A 17,251-nucleotide genomic window follows, 5' to 3' on the forward strand; every position below is an offset into this window, starting at 1 on the left:
CATTGTCACTCGAGACATCCCAGCAAGAATTTAGTGAATAATCATACTTTTCTTATAAAATAATTCACCTAATCTCATGATCTGCTGTTATAAATAACCAAAACAATGCGAAAGAGTCGATCATGAATGCTGAGCAATTGCAAAAGACATTGCGCGCAAGTCAATATGCGGAACAAGTCCTATCTATACATCAGGTTTATCTTGAACAAGATTATGCAATTGATCAATTTTCTCAGCCATTGACCACCGAACAAATTTTCGATGTCGTTCAAAACACCTTAAAAGACATCAGTGATGAAATCACGTGGATGCGCACCATCCGAATTTTACGTGCGCGTTTAATGTTTCGCTGGATTTGGCAGGATGCCAATCAATTGATCGATGTGATGACGCTAACGCGTGAGTTATCTGATTTTGCCGATGCAGCCATTTGTGTGGCAAAAGCGTTTGCCTTAGCACCATTGGTGGCTAAACATGGTCAGCCTGTGGGTTATAACCATAAAATTCAAGATTTAATTGTGGTCGCGATGGGGAAGCTCGGTGCACAAGAGCTGAATCTGTCCAGTGATATTGACTTGATTTTTGCTTTTGATGAACAAGGTGAAACTGATGGTCGTAAATGCATAGATGTACAACAGTTTTGCATTTTGTGGGGTCAGAAACTCATTTACTTGTTGGACCATATCACGGCTGATGGTTTTGTCTTCCGTGTGGATATGCGCTTACGTCCTTGGGGTGATGGTTCTGCACTGGCGATTAGTCATGCGGCGCTGGAGAAGTATTTAAGCCAGCATGGTCGCGAGTGGGAGCGCTATGCGTGGATCAAGGCGCGGATTGTAACAGGGGGCAAAGAGGGGTATGAGTTGTTGGACATGACTCGTCCTTTCGTGTTCCGTAAGTATGTCGATTACACCGCTTTTGAAGCCATGCGCGAAATGAAAGCCATGATTGAGCGTGAAGTATTACGCCGCAATATCGAAGATGATATTAAGCTGGGTGCGGGCGGTATTCGTGAAGTCGAATTTATTGTGCAGGTTTTTCAGCTAATTTATGGTGGGGCAAAATTAGAATTACAAGACCGTCAATGTTTAGTGAGCTTACATCATTTGGGCGAAGTGGGTTTGCTGGATGGGCAAGCGGTCAGTGAGCTGGAAGATGCCTACTTATTTCTGCGCCGTGTAGAGCATGCCATTCAAGCTCTGAATGATCAACAAACCCAGTCTTTGCCAACGGAACCAGAACTTAGACAAAGGATGATTGACACCTTGGGTTTTGTAAGCTGGGATGCATTTATTGAACATTTAAATCAAAAGCGCGCCAAAGTCATTTACCAGTTTGAGCATTTAATTAAAGAAAAAGAGCATGACCCTTTCGTAGAAAGTTTTAGTCAGTTAGAAGCGCGGTTAAATGAAGTCTTAGATGCGAATGCAAAAAATCTCATCCATGAATTTTGGAATGGTCATGCGCTAAAAAAGCTGCCTGCAAAAGCGGTGCAGCGTTTAAAAATGTTTTGGCCGCATTTGATTGAAGCGATTTTACAGTCAGATAAGCCGCAAGCCGCGCTGCTTCGCCTCATGCCTTTGGTTGAGTCGGTGATGCGACGCACCGTATATTTGGTCATGTTGATTGAGAGTAAAGGGGCTTTACAGCGCTTAGTGAAAATGGCAACCGTAAGTCCATGGATTTGTGAAGAATTGACCCATTATCCAGTGCTCTTGGATGAATTTTTGTCCATGGACTTTGAGCTGCCGCGCCGTCAAGATTTGGAAGATTCACTGCGTCAACAGTTGCTTCGCATTGAGCTTGATGACGTTGAGGATTTGATGCGTGTGCTGCGCCTATTTAAAAAATCCAATGTTTTGGCAGTTGCGGCTAGTGATGTCTTGGCTGAAAGTCCATTGATGAAAGTATCCGATGCTTTGACCGATATTGCAGAAGTTTCGGTCAGTACGACTTTAAATTTAGCCTATCAAATGACGGCAAAGAAACATGGTTATCCGCTCGATGTAGAAGGGCAGCGTTGTTCGATTGATCATTTGGCATTTGCTGTGGTGGGCTATGGCAAGGTTGGTGGGATTGAGCTGGGTTATGGCTCGGACTTAGATCTGGTCTTTATTCATTATATGGATGAGCAAGCCGATACCGATGGGCTGAAGTCGATCAGTGGATTCGAGTTTGCAATGCGTGTTGCGCAGAAATTTATGTCATTGATGACCACGCAGACCCTCGATGGCCGGGTTTATGAAATCGATACGCGCTTACGCCCATCGGGTGAAGCAGGGGTATTGGTTACCAGTTTAAAAGCCTTTGAACAGTATCAGTTGAAAAATGCATGGGTCTGGGAGCATCAAGCATTGGTACGTGCTCGTTCGATTGCGGGTGAGCCAAGTTTGCGTGATAGGTTTGAAGCATTGCGCTGTCGGATTTTGACGCAGCCACGTGATGAAGAAAATGTACGAGCAGAAGTGCTGAAGATGCGTCAAAAAATGAAAGACCATTTGGGTTCTTCTAAAGAACAACAAAAAGATGGAATTTTTCATTTAAAACAAGACGCAGGTGGTATCGTCGATATCGAATTTATGGCACAGTATGCTGTGTTGGCATGGAGCGGATCTCATCCAGATCTTGCCCATTATTCCGACAATGTACGAATCCTTGAAGACGCCGCAAAAGCCAGTTGCTTATCCAGTGACGATGCGACTGCATTGATTCAAGCTTATCTCAGTGAACGAGCCGAGAGCCACCGTTTAGCCCTTGCGAATCAATCCATGCAAGTAAATGCTGCGGACTGGCGCGATACCCGAGTGATCGTTTGCAAATTATGGCAAAGATTAATTGATCCAAGCTCAATCGTGAGCATTGGGTAACATGACTGTGTATATAAATTTGGAGTGTGTGTCATGAATTTGGCTGATCGTGATGGTTTTATTTGGCAAGATGGACAATTGGTTGACTGGCGTGAGGCAAAAACTCACGTATTAACACATACCTTGCACTACAGCATGGGTGTGTTTGAAGGTGTCCGTGCCTATGAAACACCGAATGGCACGGCTATTTTCCGTCTAAAAGAACACACTAAGCGTTTATTGAACTCTGCAAAAATTTATCAAATGAAAGTCCCATTTGATCAAGCAACACTAGAGCAAGCTCAAATTGATGTGGTTCGTGAAAATAAATTAGCGTCTTGCTACTTGCGCCCAATTATTTTTATTGGTTCGGAAAAATTAGGTATTGCTGCAACAGACAATACGATTCATGCAGTAGTAGCGGCATGGAGCTGGGGTGCATACCTCGGTGATGAAGCAATGGCGAAAGGTATTCGTGTGAAAACCTCATCATTTACCCATCACCATCCAAACGTGACGATGTGTAAAGCGAAAGCGTCAGGTAACTATACCTTGTCGATTTTGGCTCACCAAGAAGTAGCGCACTCAGGTTATGACGAAGCAATGTTGCTCGACCCTCAAGGTTATGTATGCCAAGGTTCTGGCGAAAACGTATTCTTGGTGAAAGATGGTGTTTTACATACGCCAGATATCGCAGGTGGTGCACTTGATGGCATTACGCGTCAAACCATTATTACCATCGCAAAAGACTTGGGCTATGACGTGGTTGAGCGTCGTATTACGCGTGATGAATTCTACATTGCGGATGAAGCATTCTTTACAGGTACTGCTGCTGAAGTGACGCCTATTCGTGAATATGATGACCGTGAAATCGGTTCAGGCACGCGTGGTCCTATTACTGAACAAATTCAAACCACATTCTTTAATGCGGTTAAGGGTAAAGACCCGAAATACGCGCACTGGTTGACTTATGTAAAATAAATGGTTCGATGAAAAAAAGGGCTCTTTGGAGTAATGCCAGTCAGTTAAGAAATTGACTGGCATTTTCTTGGATATTTTTGTGCTTTAATTTTCACTACTCGCGGACATTGCCTTTGCCTTTTTTCAGGTAATACAAATATTTTAGATTGTTCAAATAATTGCGCTAAATGTTTGGGTAGGTTTCCTGCTGATTCTAAAGGTGTGTGCCTTAAGATATTGATAATACTCATAGATGCAACATGGAAACTGATCCTTAAAGGACTCACCTTTGCATGTTCAGCGATAAACCTCATCTGTCTTCTTAAGATATTATATGCAATAAATACCCCCCACAATTCTTGATAGACCAAATCAGGTTGTTTGCTTCTTAAAATCCTTGCATCCTGTAAATCACTTTTAATTTCCCGATAACACATTTCTATTTCCCAACGCTGGATATAAAGCATTGCAAGGTCTTTGAATGGATAAACTTTAGAATCTGTTAATGATGTAATGTAACGTCTTATTTTTCCTGCATATTCAACTTCAATTAAACGTGCTTCCCAATAGTCACCCAATGACGGATTTATCTTTTTTGCTCTTGCTGAAACAGGCATTTTGATCTGAAAGTCATGGGCCGCATTATGATGAATCACTTCATAACGCAGGTTGTCCTTTGCTCGCATCAACCAATGACTCTCTTCTGCCTGAGATTGCCAGCTCACTAAAAAATCAGCAGAGAAGTAAGCACGATCAAATAGGGTAATACTGCGAACTGGTGCTTTTAATTGACTGGCTAAGGTTAATTCACCTTGATCCATACTGCCAATTTGGGCATCAATCATTTCATGCGTATTGGTATTCACCAGGCAAGTCGCTCTGACTTGTGTGTAAGGGGCAGCTGCTGTTTTGCCTTTGGATGAACCAAAGTGCTTAAAGTTTTCTTCTGTATGAGGCATAGACCAAACAACACCATCTACAGCACAAACGCATAGACCGTGAAAGTTGCTATATTGTTGTTGTGAGTCTTTAAACAGAGGTGGATCAGGAAATTTGAACAACACTTATAAGTGATATTTTGCTCCCCAAATGATGTTATAAACATCAATATATGGAGTATTTTATGGCACGTAGACCAAGAAGAAATCATTCAAATGATTTTAAAGCTAAGGTAGCACTTGCTGCGATTAAAGCAGAAAAAACACTTGCTGAATTGAGTGCTGAATTTGATGTTCATCAAAACCAAATTATCGACTGGAAAAATCAACTGATTTCAGCTTCCTCGCAAGCTTTCGATCAATCAAAAGCTCCAACAGAACCACCCATCGATCTAAAAAAACTACATGCAAAAATCGGTGAGCAGGCATTAGAAATTGATTTTTTAGAAGGTGTGTTGAAGAAACTGGGCCGCTTCAACCACAAAAGTTAATCGATGACTCACTTCAGATTTCAGTATCTAAGCAAGCTCAGCTGCTGAAAGTCTCCCGTGGTTGTTATTACTATCGCCCAAAACCTGTGAGTGCATCAGATCTGAAGCTGATGCGGTGTATGGATGAGTTACATATGCAATACCCTTTTGCAGGTAGCTGTATGATGCGTGATTTGTTGAATCGTCAAGGACATCATATAGGACGACGTCATACACGTACTTTAATGAAGAAAATGGGCATTAATGCGTTATATTGCAAACCAAATTTAAGCCAGGCTAATCAAGCTCACCGCAAATATCCATATCTGCTCAAAGGATTGGCTATTCAGCGCAGTAATCAAGTGTGGTCTACGGATATAACGTATATCCCTATGGCAAAAGGCTTTGTTTATTTATGTGCTGTGATTGATTGGCATAGCCGCAAGGTACTTGCGCATAGAGTATCGATTAGTATGGAGGTTACATTTTGCATAGAAACATTAGGGTGTGTTGACACTTTTAGCTTAAAAAAATAGCGAAGTACTTTGTACACGACAAAAAAAGATAACTCATTGAAATAATGGCATAATACTTGTTTTCTGACGACGAATATGATGACACATTTCAATGAGTTACATCTCATCTTAAACAAATATCTAAAGTGGAACAAGTCACATGCAAAATGTTTTACACTGATTATGCTTGCATTAATTGTAAAACAGACATGTAATCTTTCTTCTGCATCTAAAGCCTTACCCATCAAGTGCTTACCACAATCATTTTATCGACGTATACAACGCTTCTTTGCAGATCAGTATTTCGATTATCGTCAAATTTCTCAGTTAATTTTCTATATATTTTCATTCGATAAAGTCCAATTAACTTTGGATAGAACCAACTGGAAATGGGGAAAACGAGATATCAATATCTTGATGTTAGCCATCGTCTATCGTGGAATAGCGATACCTATTGTTTGGACATTGCTCAATAAACGTGGAAATTCAGATACAAAAGAGCGTATTGCTTTGATTCAACGCTTTATCTCTATTTTTGGTAAAGACCGTATTGTGAATGTGTTCGCAGACAGAGAATTTATCGGTGAGAAATGGTTTACATGGTTAATTGAAAATGACATTAACTTCTGTATACGTGTTAAAAAAACTTTATTGTGACCAATCACTTAGCCAAGAATCATAAAATTAGTGATTTATTTCGTCATCTTCAAGTTGGTCAAACTGAATGTCGTAAACGACGTATTTGGGTTGGTCGAGTGAAACTGTATATTAGTGCGCTACGATTAGAAGATGGAGAACTTTTACTTGTTGTTTCTCCTATGTTTAATGCTTCTGCTATTCGTGATTATGCATTACGCTGGGAAATCGAAACCTTATTTAGTTGTCTCAAAGGACGTGGATTCAATCTTGAAAATACTCGTTTAACAGACCCTAGACGAGTCAAGAAATTGATAGCAGTGCTAGCTATCGGTTTCTGTTGGTGCTATTTAACAGGTGAATGGCAACATGATCGAAAAAAAGCGATAAAAATAAAGAAGCATGGACGACTTTCAGTAAGTTTATTTCGCTACGGTTTGGACTATGTTCAAATGGCTATTCTACGTTTGATTGGTTTTGGAAAAAAAGAGGAATTTAAGAAAATTCTAGCAATTTTAAGAAAGAAAAAGCCTGATAGGACAAGGATCCTATGAAATTTGTCGTGTACAGAGAGCGAAGTAGTAAAATCAAATCGCCAAACCCAATTTTACTATTCGCTATGCCTCGTACCATGCTGACAGATCAACACTGGCAAAAGTTGAAAGTTATTCTGCGTAATTTATCCATTCACCACAACTCAAATTTACGCAATTTTATTGAAGCTATTCTCTATAGAATTAGAACAGGCTGTCCGTGGCGAGATATTCCTTGTTGTTTTGGTCATTCAAACTCTATTTTCAAACGTTTTAATCGTTGGTCAAGCAGCGGTAAGTTACTTAGATTATTCAAATTATTAGCCTCATGCCCCGATATGGAGTGGATTTTTATTGATGGCTCTCATGTACGTGCTCATCAACATTCTGCCGGCATAGCGAATCAATCTATTTCTAAAAGTGTAGGAGGAAACTCCTCAAAAATACATTTGATTGTTGATGCACATGGCAATCCTATTGATTTCATGATTACCGATGGAACCACACATGATGTTAAAGTTGCACCTGATTTAATATCAACATTAGATTTAAAAGAGACAAAAGTGGTATGTGCAGATAAAGGCTATGATTCAGAACCACTGCGTGAACAGATCAGGAAAACAGGGACTAAAGCGAATATACCAAAGAAAACAAATAGCCAATCGAACAATGACCATATGGACTGGTATTTATATAAAATCAGGCATTTAGTTGAAAATATGTTTTGTAGATTAAAGCAATTTAGAGGAATAGCTACTCGATATGACAAGCTCAAAAGAAATTATCAAAGTTCTGTTGCTTTAGCCTGTATATTTTTATGGCTACCTTTATAGGGTTAATTATGAACAGTAAATGTCAACAGACCCTAAATGAAGCTATTGAAAAATATGGTCGACCTGAAATATTTAATACAGACCAAGGCAGTCAGTTTACCAGTGATGCATTTATTGATGTATTGAAATCAAATGGCATTCAAATCAGTATGGATGGTAAAGGTCGATGGGTTGATAATGTGATGGTTGAACGATTATGGCGGAGCGTTAAATATGAAGAGGTGTATCTCAAAGCCTACAGCAATGTTTTGGATGCGAAGAAGCAATTAAACGCATATTTTGAATTTTATAATTTGAAACGACCTCATTCGAGTCTGGACAAAATGACTCCAGATGAGTTTTACTATGACCAGCTACCACAACAAAATAAGGTAGCTTAACTAGAGCAGAGTATCACTTATAAATAAGCTTTTAGTTGTTCAAACATGTGGGACCACCTCTCTCGGTACACAGTATAGCTAAATACTAAATAAATCATTACAGTAATCTTTAAACAATTTATCAATATCTTTAACTCTAAATTTATTGCGAATCATTTTTACTCGTGACCACATTTTTTCTATAGGATTTAAGTCCGGGCTATATTTAGGAAGCCACACAATGTAATGGCCTGCACAACATATCAACTCCTGAAGCCTTGTTCCTTTGTGAAAGGTGGCATTATCCATAATCAATACACTGGTTTTTTTCAGCTTTGGCAATAAATCCTGTTCAATCCAGCATTCAAATACCTCGGTATTCACTGAACAATCAAATACTCCAACTGTAAGCAATCTATTTTCGATTAATGCGCCAATCGCATTGCTACAATTTTTTAACTGCCAGTTAAATTCAGCTTCAGCTCGCGCTCCTTTAGGGCTATAACTATGCGATCTCGTACTTTCGCTTTGAAAACCACTTTCATCGATATAAACCAGTGGTAATTGTTGTTCTAAACATTCAATCAAGTTCTGAAATTGCCGACGTTGATTTTGATCTGCTTTAGGGTGCTTTAACGTCTTTTTTTACGCGATATTCCTGCAGCATGTAGCGCATTAAATACTGCATGTGTACTGACACCAAAACGTTCTGCCCGTTCACTGATGTAATCATCGGGATATTGTTCAACATCATTCAATATTTGCTCTTTGCTAATTTTAGCTGGGCGACCAGGAATAGGTTTAGTTACAGTGGACTTTTTCCAATTCTGAATCGTCTGTATACAGACGTTAAAATGCTGTGCTGCTTTTCGCACAGACATTTTATCTCTAGTCATAATTTCTATGACTTTGTCTTTAAAATCTTTTGAATATCCCATGTTTCTATTGTTCTATATTTTTAAGTATTTGGCTATATTCTGCCGTACCGAAAACAAGTTGCAATTGTTGAACCACATACCAAATCGGTTGATTTCGAAATAGAGCAAGTCCGATCACCAGCCAAACAACATGTTCAGCAGGCAGTTTTCTTTTTCGAATTGATGCTTTACCTGTTTGGTTTAAGCAATCTTCAATCCAGTTTAAATCAATCAATTCACTGAATTGTGAAAGTGAAGGTAGGGTTTGTTTTAATGTTAAATCTAAATTCTGAGATAAATTCATAAAAAAAGAGCGTATTTACATACGCTCTTTTTACAGTATTTTAACTTTTTTTGCTTAACTGACTGGCATTAGCTCTTTGGAGCCTTTTTTTGTTGGTCTTCAGTTTAGTCATCGATACCGAAAATATCTCGAGTGTAGAGTTTATTTTGGACGTCATTTAGTTCTGATGTTTGACGATTGCTAATAATTAAGTCAGCTACTTGCTTAAATTTTTTTAGATCGCGAATAATTTTACTATTGGCAAATTTTTTTTCTGAAATATTTGGCTCGTAAATAATCACCTTAATGCCTTGCGCCTTAATTCGGCGCATAATCCCTAAAATTGCGGATGAGCGGAAATTATCAGATCCTGATTTCATGACCAACCGGTAGATACCAACCACTTTGGGATTTTTATGAATAATCGTTTCAGCAATGAAATCCTTACGGGTCCTATTTGCATCTACAACCGCTTGAATTAAGTTACTTGGGACTTGCTCATAATTTGCTAAAAGTTGTTTAGTGTCTTTAGGGAGACAATATCCACCATAGCCAAAAGAAGGGTTGTTGTAAAACTTTCCAATACGCGGATCAAGGCACACGCCATCAATAATTTGACGAGTATCTAAATCAAAAACTTGTGCATAGGTGTCAAGTTCATTGAAATAAGCGACACGCATGGCGAGATAAGTATTGGCAAATAATTTGATAGCCTCTGCTTCAGTCGAGTGAGTAAATAGTACAGGGCAGTCTTTTTTAATAGCACTATTAAGAAAGAGTTGTGCCAATGTTTCAGCACGTTCCGATTGCTCTCCTATAATAATTCGAGAAGGGTAAAGATTATCCTGAAGTGCTTTGCCCTCACGTAAGAATTCTGGTGAAAAAATAATATTGTTTGTGTTAAATCGCAGTCGCATTCTTTGTGTAAAACCGACAGGCACTGTTGATTTAATGATGATGGTCGCAAGCGGGTTGGTGTGTTGGATGTCGTGAATGACTTGCTCCACACTTGAAGTATCAAATTGATTGGTAATGGTGTCGTAATTGGTGGGCGTTGCAATGAGAATAACCTCAGCATTGATGTAACTGTCTATTTTATTTGATGTTGCTTTAAAATGAAGCTTGTCATTTTCTAGGAATAATGAGATGTCTTTATCTTGAATTGGGGAGATTCTTTGATTTAACTGATGAATACGATTTTCATCGAGATCAAATGCAGTGACACAGTGCTGCTGCGCTAAAATCAAAGCATTAGAGAGTCCAACATAGCCTAAACCGACCACTGTAATTTTCATTCTGTTGATTCTGAATTATTTTTTATTACGGTGCAGGAACAAGATGTCATGTAAATGAACAATACATTTCAGTTTAATTACCGTGTAATTACTTGGGATTTTATGGCTCTAATCTTCAATCAAACCTAGACTATGTTATGATGCAAAATACTATGTAGATTGGTAGTTTCAAGCATGTCTGTACCTGAAAATGATGACGTTTTAAATACGACAGAGCAACAAAATCAGAATATTGTGCTGTGTATGAAGTGGGGGACCAAATATGGTTCGGACTACGTTAATCGTTTGTATAACATGGTAAAACGCCACACTACTGTTGACTTTAAAATGGTGTGCTTAACGGATCGTACAGAAGGTATTGATCCGAATGTACAATGCTTTCCGATTCCTCCATTAGATTTGCCTGCAGGAAGTCCAGAGCGCGGATGGAATAAACTCTCAACTTTTGAACCTGATCTGTATGGTTTAAAAGGCAATGCGCTCTTTTTAGACTTAGATGTAGTGATTGTTGATAACATCGATAGTTTCTTTACCCATTCTGGGGATTTTCTGATTATTCATGACTGGAAGCGCCCTTGGCGTATTACGGGAAATAGTTCAGTTTACCGTTTTAAGTTGGGTGCTTTTCCTGGATTGATGCCCTATTTCCGTGAGCATTTTGATGAAATTCGTCAAAAGTTCCGCAATGAGCAAGCTTATTTGTCTTGGTATATCGATCAAGAGAAAAAGCTCTCTTACTGGCCTGACAGTTGGTGTAAAAGTTATAAGTATCATTGCTTGCAAAAAATACCTTTGGCGTACTTTAAACCACCAGTAAAACCCGAAGGTGCAAAAATTATTGTTTTCCATGGGGAAATTAATCCACCTGATGCAGTAAATGGTGGTGGTGGTAAATGGTATCGCTATGTGTTGCCATCAGATTGGATTAAAGAGGCTTGGCATTAAAAACCCAATGTTGGTTTACTTTTGATTAGAAAATTATGAAAAAACTAGATTTTGTTATTGCTTGGGTTGATGGAAGTGATGAAAATCATCGATTGAAACGTCAACAATTTCAACCTGAAAATGTTGTAAAAGGTGCAGCGGAAGACACTCGATTTGCCCATAATGATGAAATCTATTTTTCGATTGCTTCAATTCTGAAATATGTTCCGTATTGTGGAACGATTTACATTATAACTGATCACCAACAGCCGAGTTTTGTTGGGGAGTTTGAAGCGCAGGGGCTATGTCGCTCTGGTCAAATTCAAGTGGTTGATCATCAAGAAATATTTAGAAATTACCAACAGTATTTACCTACTTTCAATTCATTAAGTATTGAAAGTATGTTGTGGAATATTAAAGGGATTTCAAATCATTTTATTTATCTGAATGATGATTTCTTTTTCAATCAACAGTCTGATTTAAGTGATTTTCTTATTGATGGTCAGATGGTGATATATGGACATTGGCAAGCAACACTCATCAAGAAAATGAAATATATTTTCCGAAAATTCTTACAGCAGAATTTTGGAATGGTAGCTGAAGCGAAATATTCAACGGCTCAAATGCTGAGTGCAGATCGTGTGGGAATGACTAGATATTACGAAATTCATCATCGCCCTCATATTCTCAGTCGTGATTTGCTCAGTACTTACTTTAAGAATAATAAAGAGCTTTTAGAGCAGCAAATTCAGTTCAAATTTAGGAACATTGATCAACTGTTACCAGTGGGATTGTCTAATCATTTAGCAATTCAATCTGATCAAGCCATTTTAAAAGATGATATTGATATTGCTTATTTAAAAGATGGTCGTGATTTGGAAAAATTTATATTAGCTTTATCTAATTCTGAGATTAAATTTGGCTGTATACAAAGTCTAGATCAATTGGAATCATTAGCTGAAGGACGCATCCGAGCCGCACTGATTCAAAAATTTACAGGGTTTTTACCCAGCCAAATTCAACCGACTACTGTGGTCTAAACGAAGGAAAGCAAATGAAAGTTGTGACTTATCTTATTAATTTAGACGGCAGTGATCAACGTTTAGCAAGTGCGACAGCTCAGCTCAATCAAGCGGGATGGGATTTTAGCCGATTCTCTGCTTATGATGGGCGAGGTAAAGCCTTATCTGAATTTGAAAACTACGATGATCTTGCTGCTCAGAAAATATTAGGGCGTAGTTTAATGAATTCTGAGTTGGGTTGTTATCTAAGTCACTACGGTTGTGCTGAAAAATTTCTAGAAACGGATGCCGATTATTTAGTTGTCTTAGAAGATGACATTGAAGTGTTGCCTAACTTTAAACAGAAGCTTGAATCTTTATTAAGTTATTTAGATCAACATAAAGAGTTGGATTGGTATACCGTCAATATTGCTGCTAAAAAGAAAAAATTAGCAAAAGACATTGTTGAGTTTGATCATTATACCTTGTGGCATGCATATTATTTCCCAATACGTGGTGTAGGCTTGGTTTGGTCTCGAAAAGGAGCTGAACAGTTTGTACAACTGGGTAAAATCATGACCGTTCCAGTCGATATTTTCTTCCAAAGTTGGTTAAGTAAAACAGGAAAAGGGCTTGGCGTTTGGCAGCCATTTGTGCAGCCAGCAGGTCTGGATAGTGATATTTTAGGTACTGTTGCTGCTCAAGGTATCAAACGGAAGCAACTTGAGAATCGAAGTGCTTCTCATGGATTTAAGAAACAGAAGCGTATGTGGCGTGATCGCTTTTATGCAATTAAACATTTAATGTCTTGAGTCCTAGTTATAGACTGTAATAAATAATTTTCTTTATTTTGTTGAGTACATTTTATGAAGTTTTTTAAGAAGCTCTTCTATCTTTTGAAATTTTATACAATGTATTCAAAACAAAAAAGAGAAATCAATGAGTCAATAGATAACTACGCGGACCTGATCGTTCTCAATCCTGGTCAGAAAAATGCAGTTATTCCCAAAATTATCTGGATGTATTGGGAAGGCTCACTCCCTGAGTTTGTGCAGAAGTGCGTTGATAATATAAAAAAGAACAATCCAAACTATGTTGTAAACTTTCTAACACCTAATAATGTCAAAGAGTTTTGTGATATTGATTATGGTCGTTTAAAGCATGCGACACCACAACAGAAAGCTGATCTCATTCGATTTGAATTAATTTATCAACACGGTGGGATATGGTTAGATGCCAGTACAATTGTTTATGAAAATCTAGATTGGATTGAAAGGTTAGTTACTCAACATCAAACTAACAGTTTTGCCTATTATCGAAAGAAAAATACGACTTGCCCAGACTTTCCTGTTTTAGAGAATTGGTTATTGGCAAGTTCTGCCAAAAATATGTTTTTTAAGTCTTGGTTTGAGGAGTTATTAAAAGCTATAGAATTAACACCAAAGGTTTATATTCAGCAGATTAAAGAAAATAACGAAAATTATCAGGACTATTTTCAAGAGATAGGCCGTTTAGAATATTTGGTTGCTTATGTTGCCTGCCAAAAAATTATGCGTACAACTTTACCGAGTATGACCTTGATTAACTGTGATCGGAATGCTTTTTTCTATCAAGTAAAAAATAAATGGATGAAAGAAAAAGTGTTGATTGATCTTGCCCTCAATTATCCGCCAGTTGAAAAGCCTAAGCTGATCAAACTGGCAGGAAAAGAAAGGGGAATATTAAGTCGTTATTACAGTAAAAAAATGTATTTTAACGACTCGTTTATTGATATCTAATCACTACTTTTTAGCAATAAAGTTTTCTAATACTTTAAATTTTGGTCGTGTTTCAAAGTATTGTTCAGATGCTAATGACCCAACAATTGAGATATGACGTCCATCAAATGAATACGGTGTGTTTTTGGTTGCCATATGATCTGATTTAAATAGATCTGCTTGGCTTAACAAGAGTGTATTCGGATGTTCTGAAACGATTTTATTAATCACACTCGTTGCATATTTTTGCTTTGTAGCGAGTGGTTTGTTCATATACTCATTTAGATTAAAGTCTCGCTCTAACCATATTGCACGTTTGAAAATTGAGCTGATGTTTTGATCAAAAGTATATGGTTCAGACATTACAATCACTTTCTTATTATTCATTTGTGCAACTTTGAGTAGCTCACTAAATGAATTCTGCTGATTTTGACGAACAATATCAGTCCAACGACCAGCAAAAATAAGAACGTCATACTGAGCTATATGATTCTTCAGATAGTTTCGATTGATTAAGCACTGCTGATAAGCGGTAGATGACTTGTCACCTGTAAATTCTTTATCAAGACTTGGATAGCACCAATTCGTACTGATCGTATGGATGTTCAAGTTTAGCTTTTTGCCTAGATGATCCCAAAATGGAATATTGTGACCTGCAAATGAATCTCCAAACAAAAGAGCTGATTTAGCATTTGTTGAGTTAGATGCTATATGACATTTTAATCCATTTTCTCCAACAGTCAGACTATGATCATCTTTAATGTTATAGAAACACCAACCATTCGAGACCATAGGCATCTGTATTTTCTCAATACGCTTTAGGTATTCTGCATCGGCTCGATTTTCTAACCCATCCTTACCTAGAAACTTATAAAATGGATAGAGAATCGCAATACTTAAGATAAAAAGTAGATAAACATACTTTTTATTGATTTTATTCAGATGAATACGACAGGGTTCAATATGTTTGTAACTCAACCATCCTAAAATAAAAGATAATAAAAGAGCAAAACTGATATTGATAATATTTTTTTGAATTAGGAAATAGCTCAATAAAAATGAGATCGGCCAATGCCACAAATAAATAGAATATGAAGCACTGCCTAAACTCTGTATAAACTTGGGTTTCGTTAGTATAGAGTTTTGACGGTTGGCGATTAGAATTAAAACTGTACCCAAAACAGGAAGGGATGCAGCATAACCAGGCCAAGGCGTATCTTTGGTTAAAAAAATCAAGCTTAGCGCTAAAAGTCCAAAACCTGTATATTCAATAATTTTTTGCTTAATAGATGATAAAGAATATTGGTTAAAATAAAAGTACACCAGTCCACCTGCAATTAACTCCCATGCACGTGTTGAGAGTTTAAAGAAAGCATATATCGGATTTTCTGGTGTAAGTTTTACAGACAACAAAAATGAGCAAGAAAATAATATTAGAAGTAATATGCCTATATATTTAGTTTGTTTTGTAAGCTTTTTAAATGTGTACAAAATGATGGGAAAAAGGATGTAGAACTGCCATTCAACAGCTAAAGACCAGGTATGCAGTAATGCTTTATCATGTGAACTAGTTGCAAAATAGTCTCCTGATTGTTCATAGAAGAGATTATTTGATAAGAAAGTGAGACTGTATCTCGCATCTTTAGCAAAGTTTTTTAGATCTTCTGGGATAAACACAAATAGCCCCAAAGCCGTTAAAACTAAGACTAAGAATAATAGTGCGGGATAAATACGAATAATTCGAGATAAGTAAAAATCAACAAAAGAAAAATTATTGTGTTCAAGCTTTTCCACAATGATTTTTGTCATCAGATAGCCTGATATCACGAAGAAAACATCAACGCCCAAGTACCCAGCAGAGAAACCGAATACATTGAAATGGAAAAGAACAACAAAAACTACAGCATATGCTCGAAGTCCATTAATATCAGTTCTAAATTGATGATTATTCATATATTTGGGATGACTACAGAAAGACTTGAGCGTTCACATAAGGATGGAAGGAAATTACAGGTGAATTGTAAGCTCTACTCACCACTTTGTGTCAATAGAGTATTTTGTAATTGTTCAGGAGGTATTTTTTCAAAAGCTTTTACTGCACTGTTCTGAGATAAATTATAGACATTTATTTGCTGAGATTTTAGAAAGCGGGCAGCGGCATCGAATGCAGGCAATGTTACATCTAAATACTGATTCAACATAGTGGGTTGTTTATTTTCTTTATTTTCATAGAATCTGGGTTGGGAAAAATTATTCATATCCAAACCTGCAATATAAATGTCTTTATATTTCAAATGATAAGTGATTTGAAGTGCAACATAAGCCACTGTAAAATAGTCAAAAACAGCATTAAAAATGTGACTAGAAAACCCTAAGCGGTCATAGATATGAAAATAATTTGGAGTTTCAGTCACGCGTATCCGCTCACCTAAAAATCGCTCAATTTCACCTTCAGTTATAGGCTCAACAACTTTAATGTCGCAAAGAATATTTTCTAATTTTATTTTTCTTAAAATCAGGTCTAAACAACGTGGTGTTGTAAATAGTGTACAAAAGGAAGTTTTAAGTACATTTTCAATTAGATCAAAACGATTGTTGGTGAAATTGTGATCAATGATCACATAATATTTAAATTTGACACCACTTAAGGCAATTGCACCATTTACACCAATATAATCAATATCCGATCGCTGTAAATATGACGTTTCTAGTTGATGCACAGATGGACCTGTTGCAATTAGCATACATTTTCGATTGGGACTAAAATTTAATTGGGAATTATCGACAATAAGTTGTTTTTTAAAATAAATTTTTTGCAAATCACCATCGGGACTACGTTCTACTTGATAGTATGGCCAATAGCGACGATTGTGTTTATATGATTTTGGATGACTATACTTGTAAATAAATTTATACAGATTTCTAAGGATATAATTTGAAAAAAAACGTTGGGCTGAGATTATTGGTTGAGACATAAAGATCAA

At 37.3% G+C, this 17,251-nt stretch carries 12 protein-coding genes and 5 pseudogenes; 10 read left to right on the forward strand and 7 right to left on the reverse strand.

The features are described 5' to 3' along the window. Window positions 1-122 precede the first annotated feature (122 nt). Window positions 123-2,867 (forward strand): bifunctional [glutamate--ammonia ligase]-adenylyl-L-tyrosine phosphorylase/[glutamate--ammonia-ligase] adenylyltransferase, encoded by a 2,745-nt coding sequence (gene glnE / locus AC4MDD_RS02850; protein WP_491882261.1) that lies wholly within the window; start codon window positions 123-125, stop codon window positions 2,865-2,867. Between the two features lie 33 nt (window positions 2,868-2,900). After that, window positions 2,901-3,827: a branched-chain amino acid transaminase gene (locus tag AC4MDD_RS02855; RefSeq protein WP_004983545.1), complete on the forward strand. Its 927-nt coding sequence runs from the start codon at window positions 2,901-2,903 to the stop codon at window positions 3,825-3,827. Window positions 3,828-3,871: 44 nt separating this feature from the next. On the opposite strand, the pseudogene AC4MDD_RS02860 reads toward AC4MDD_RS02855, so the two are convergent. Continuing rightward, window positions 3,872-4,843 (reverse strand): annotated as a pseudogene (locus tag AC4MDD_RS02860) (IS4 family transposase); the annotation flags it as partial. A 74-nt stretch (window positions 4,844-4,917) separates the two neighbouring features. Between AC4MDD_RS02860 and AC4MDD_RS02865 the strand changes: the two are divergent. From AC4MDD_RS02865 to AC4MDD_RS02880, 4 genes and pseudogenes are all read left to right on the forward strand, one after another. Then, window positions 4,918-5,717: pseudogene (locus tag AC4MDD_RS02865) on the forward strand (IS3 family transposase); the annotation flags it as partial. Between the two features lie 111 nt (window positions 5,718-5,828). Continuing rightward, a protein-coding gene (locus tag AC4MDD_RS02870; RefSeq protein ID WP_491882591.1) for an IS4-like element ISAba33 family transposase occupies window positions 5,829-6,919 on the forward strand; the annotation gives its coding sequence in 2 pieces (ribosomal slippage) (window positions 5,829-6,369 and window positions 6,369-6,919; 1,092 coding nt in all). 65 nt (window positions 6,920-6,984) lie between these two features. Then, window positions 6,985-7,728, forward strand: a pseudogene (locus tag AC4MDD_RS02875) (IS5 family transposase); the annotation flags it as partial. A 23-nt stretch (window positions 7,729-7,751) separates the two neighbouring features. Further along, window positions 7,752-8,111, forward strand: a pseudogene (locus tag AC4MDD_RS02880) (transposase); the annotation flags it as partial. A 78-nt stretch (window positions 8,112-8,189) separates the two neighbouring features. On the opposite strand, the gene AC4MDD_RS02885 reads toward AC4MDD_RS02880, so the two are convergent. The 4 genes and pseudogenes from AC4MDD_RS02885 to AC4MDD_RS02900 all read right to left on the reverse strand — a co-directional run bounded on the left by AC4MDD_RS02885 (window position 8,190) and on the right by AC4MDD_RS02900 (window position 10,585). Further along, entirely contained in the window at window positions 8,190-8,678 is a 489-nt protein-coding gene (locus AC4MDD_RS02885) for a transposase (protein WP_490753591.1), read from the reverse strand. Between the two features lie 44 nt (window positions 8,679-8,722). Further along, complete coding sequence (locus AC4MDD_RS02890; protein ID WP_248115011.1) at window positions 8,723-8,971, reverse strand: transposase; 249 nt, start codon at window positions 8,969-8,971, stop codon at window positions 8,723-8,725. 91 nt (window positions 8,972-9,062) lie between these two features. Continuing rightward, window positions 9,063-9,311 (reverse strand): annotated as a pseudogene (locus AC4MDD_RS02895) (transposase domain-containing protein); the annotation flags it as partial. A 104-nt stretch (window positions 9,312-9,415) separates the two neighbouring features. Continuing rightward, complete coding sequence (locus AC4MDD_RS02900) at window positions 9,416-10,585, reverse strand: nucleotide sugar dehydrogenase (RefSeq protein WP_491882262.1); 1,170 nt, start codon at window positions 10,583-10,585, stop codon at window positions 9,416-9,418. A gap of 174 nt (window positions 10,586-10,759) precedes the next feature. On the opposite strand from AC4MDD_RS02900, the gene AC4MDD_RS02905 reads away from it, so the two are divergent. From AC4MDD_RS02905 to AC4MDD_RS02920, 4 genes are read left to right on the forward strand one after another with little or no spacing between them, the layout of a single operon-like run. Then, a complete protein-coding gene (locus AC4MDD_RS02905; RefSeq protein ID WP_201952490.1) occupies window positions 10,760-11,530 on the forward strand; it encodes a glycosyltransferase in 771 nt (256 codons plus the stop codon). A 35-nt stretch (window positions 11,531-11,565) separates the two neighbouring features. Further along, a complete protein-coding gene (locus tag AC4MDD_RS02910; RefSeq protein ID WP_004697711.1) occupies window positions 11,566-12,549 on the forward strand; it encodes a Stealth CR1 domain-containing protein in 984 nt (327 codons plus the stop codon). Window positions 12,550-12,563: 14 nt separating this feature from the next. Further along, complete coding sequence (locus AC4MDD_RS02915; RefSeq protein WP_004697713.1) at window positions 12,564-13,322, forward strand: glycosyltransferase family 25 protein; 759 nt, start codon at window positions 12,564-12,566, stop codon at window positions 13,320-13,322. A gap of 54 nt (window positions 13,323-13,376) precedes the next feature. Then, complete coding sequence (locus tag AC4MDD_RS02920; RefSeq protein ID WP_491882263.1) at window positions 13,377-14,288, forward strand: glycosyltransferase family 32 protein; 912 nt, start codon at window positions 13,377-13,379, stop codon at window positions 14,286-14,288. A gap of 3 nt (window positions 14,289-14,291) precedes the next feature. Here AC4MDD_RS02920 and AC4MDD_RS02925 read toward each other — a convergent pair whose 3' ends face one another. Both AC4MDD_RS02925 and AC4MDD_RS02930 read right to left on the reverse strand, forming a co-directional pair. Then, window positions 14,292-16,220 (reverse strand): acyltransferase family protein, encoded by a 1,929-nt coding sequence (locus AC4MDD_RS02925; protein ID WP_491882264.1) that lies wholly within the window; start codon window positions 16,218-16,220, stop codon window positions 14,292-14,294. Window positions 16,221-16,294: 74 nt separating this feature from the next. Beyond that, complete coding sequence (locus AC4MDD_RS02930) at window positions 16,295-17,242, reverse strand: WaaZ-like lipopolysaccharide core biosynthesis protein (RefSeq protein WP_004697717.1); 948 nt, start codon at window positions 17,240-17,242, stop codon at window positions 16,295-16,297. Window positions 17,243-17,251: the final 9 nt, after the last annotated feature.

Source organism: Acinetobacter sp. CAU_H_29a_1 (genome assembly GCF_058599505.1).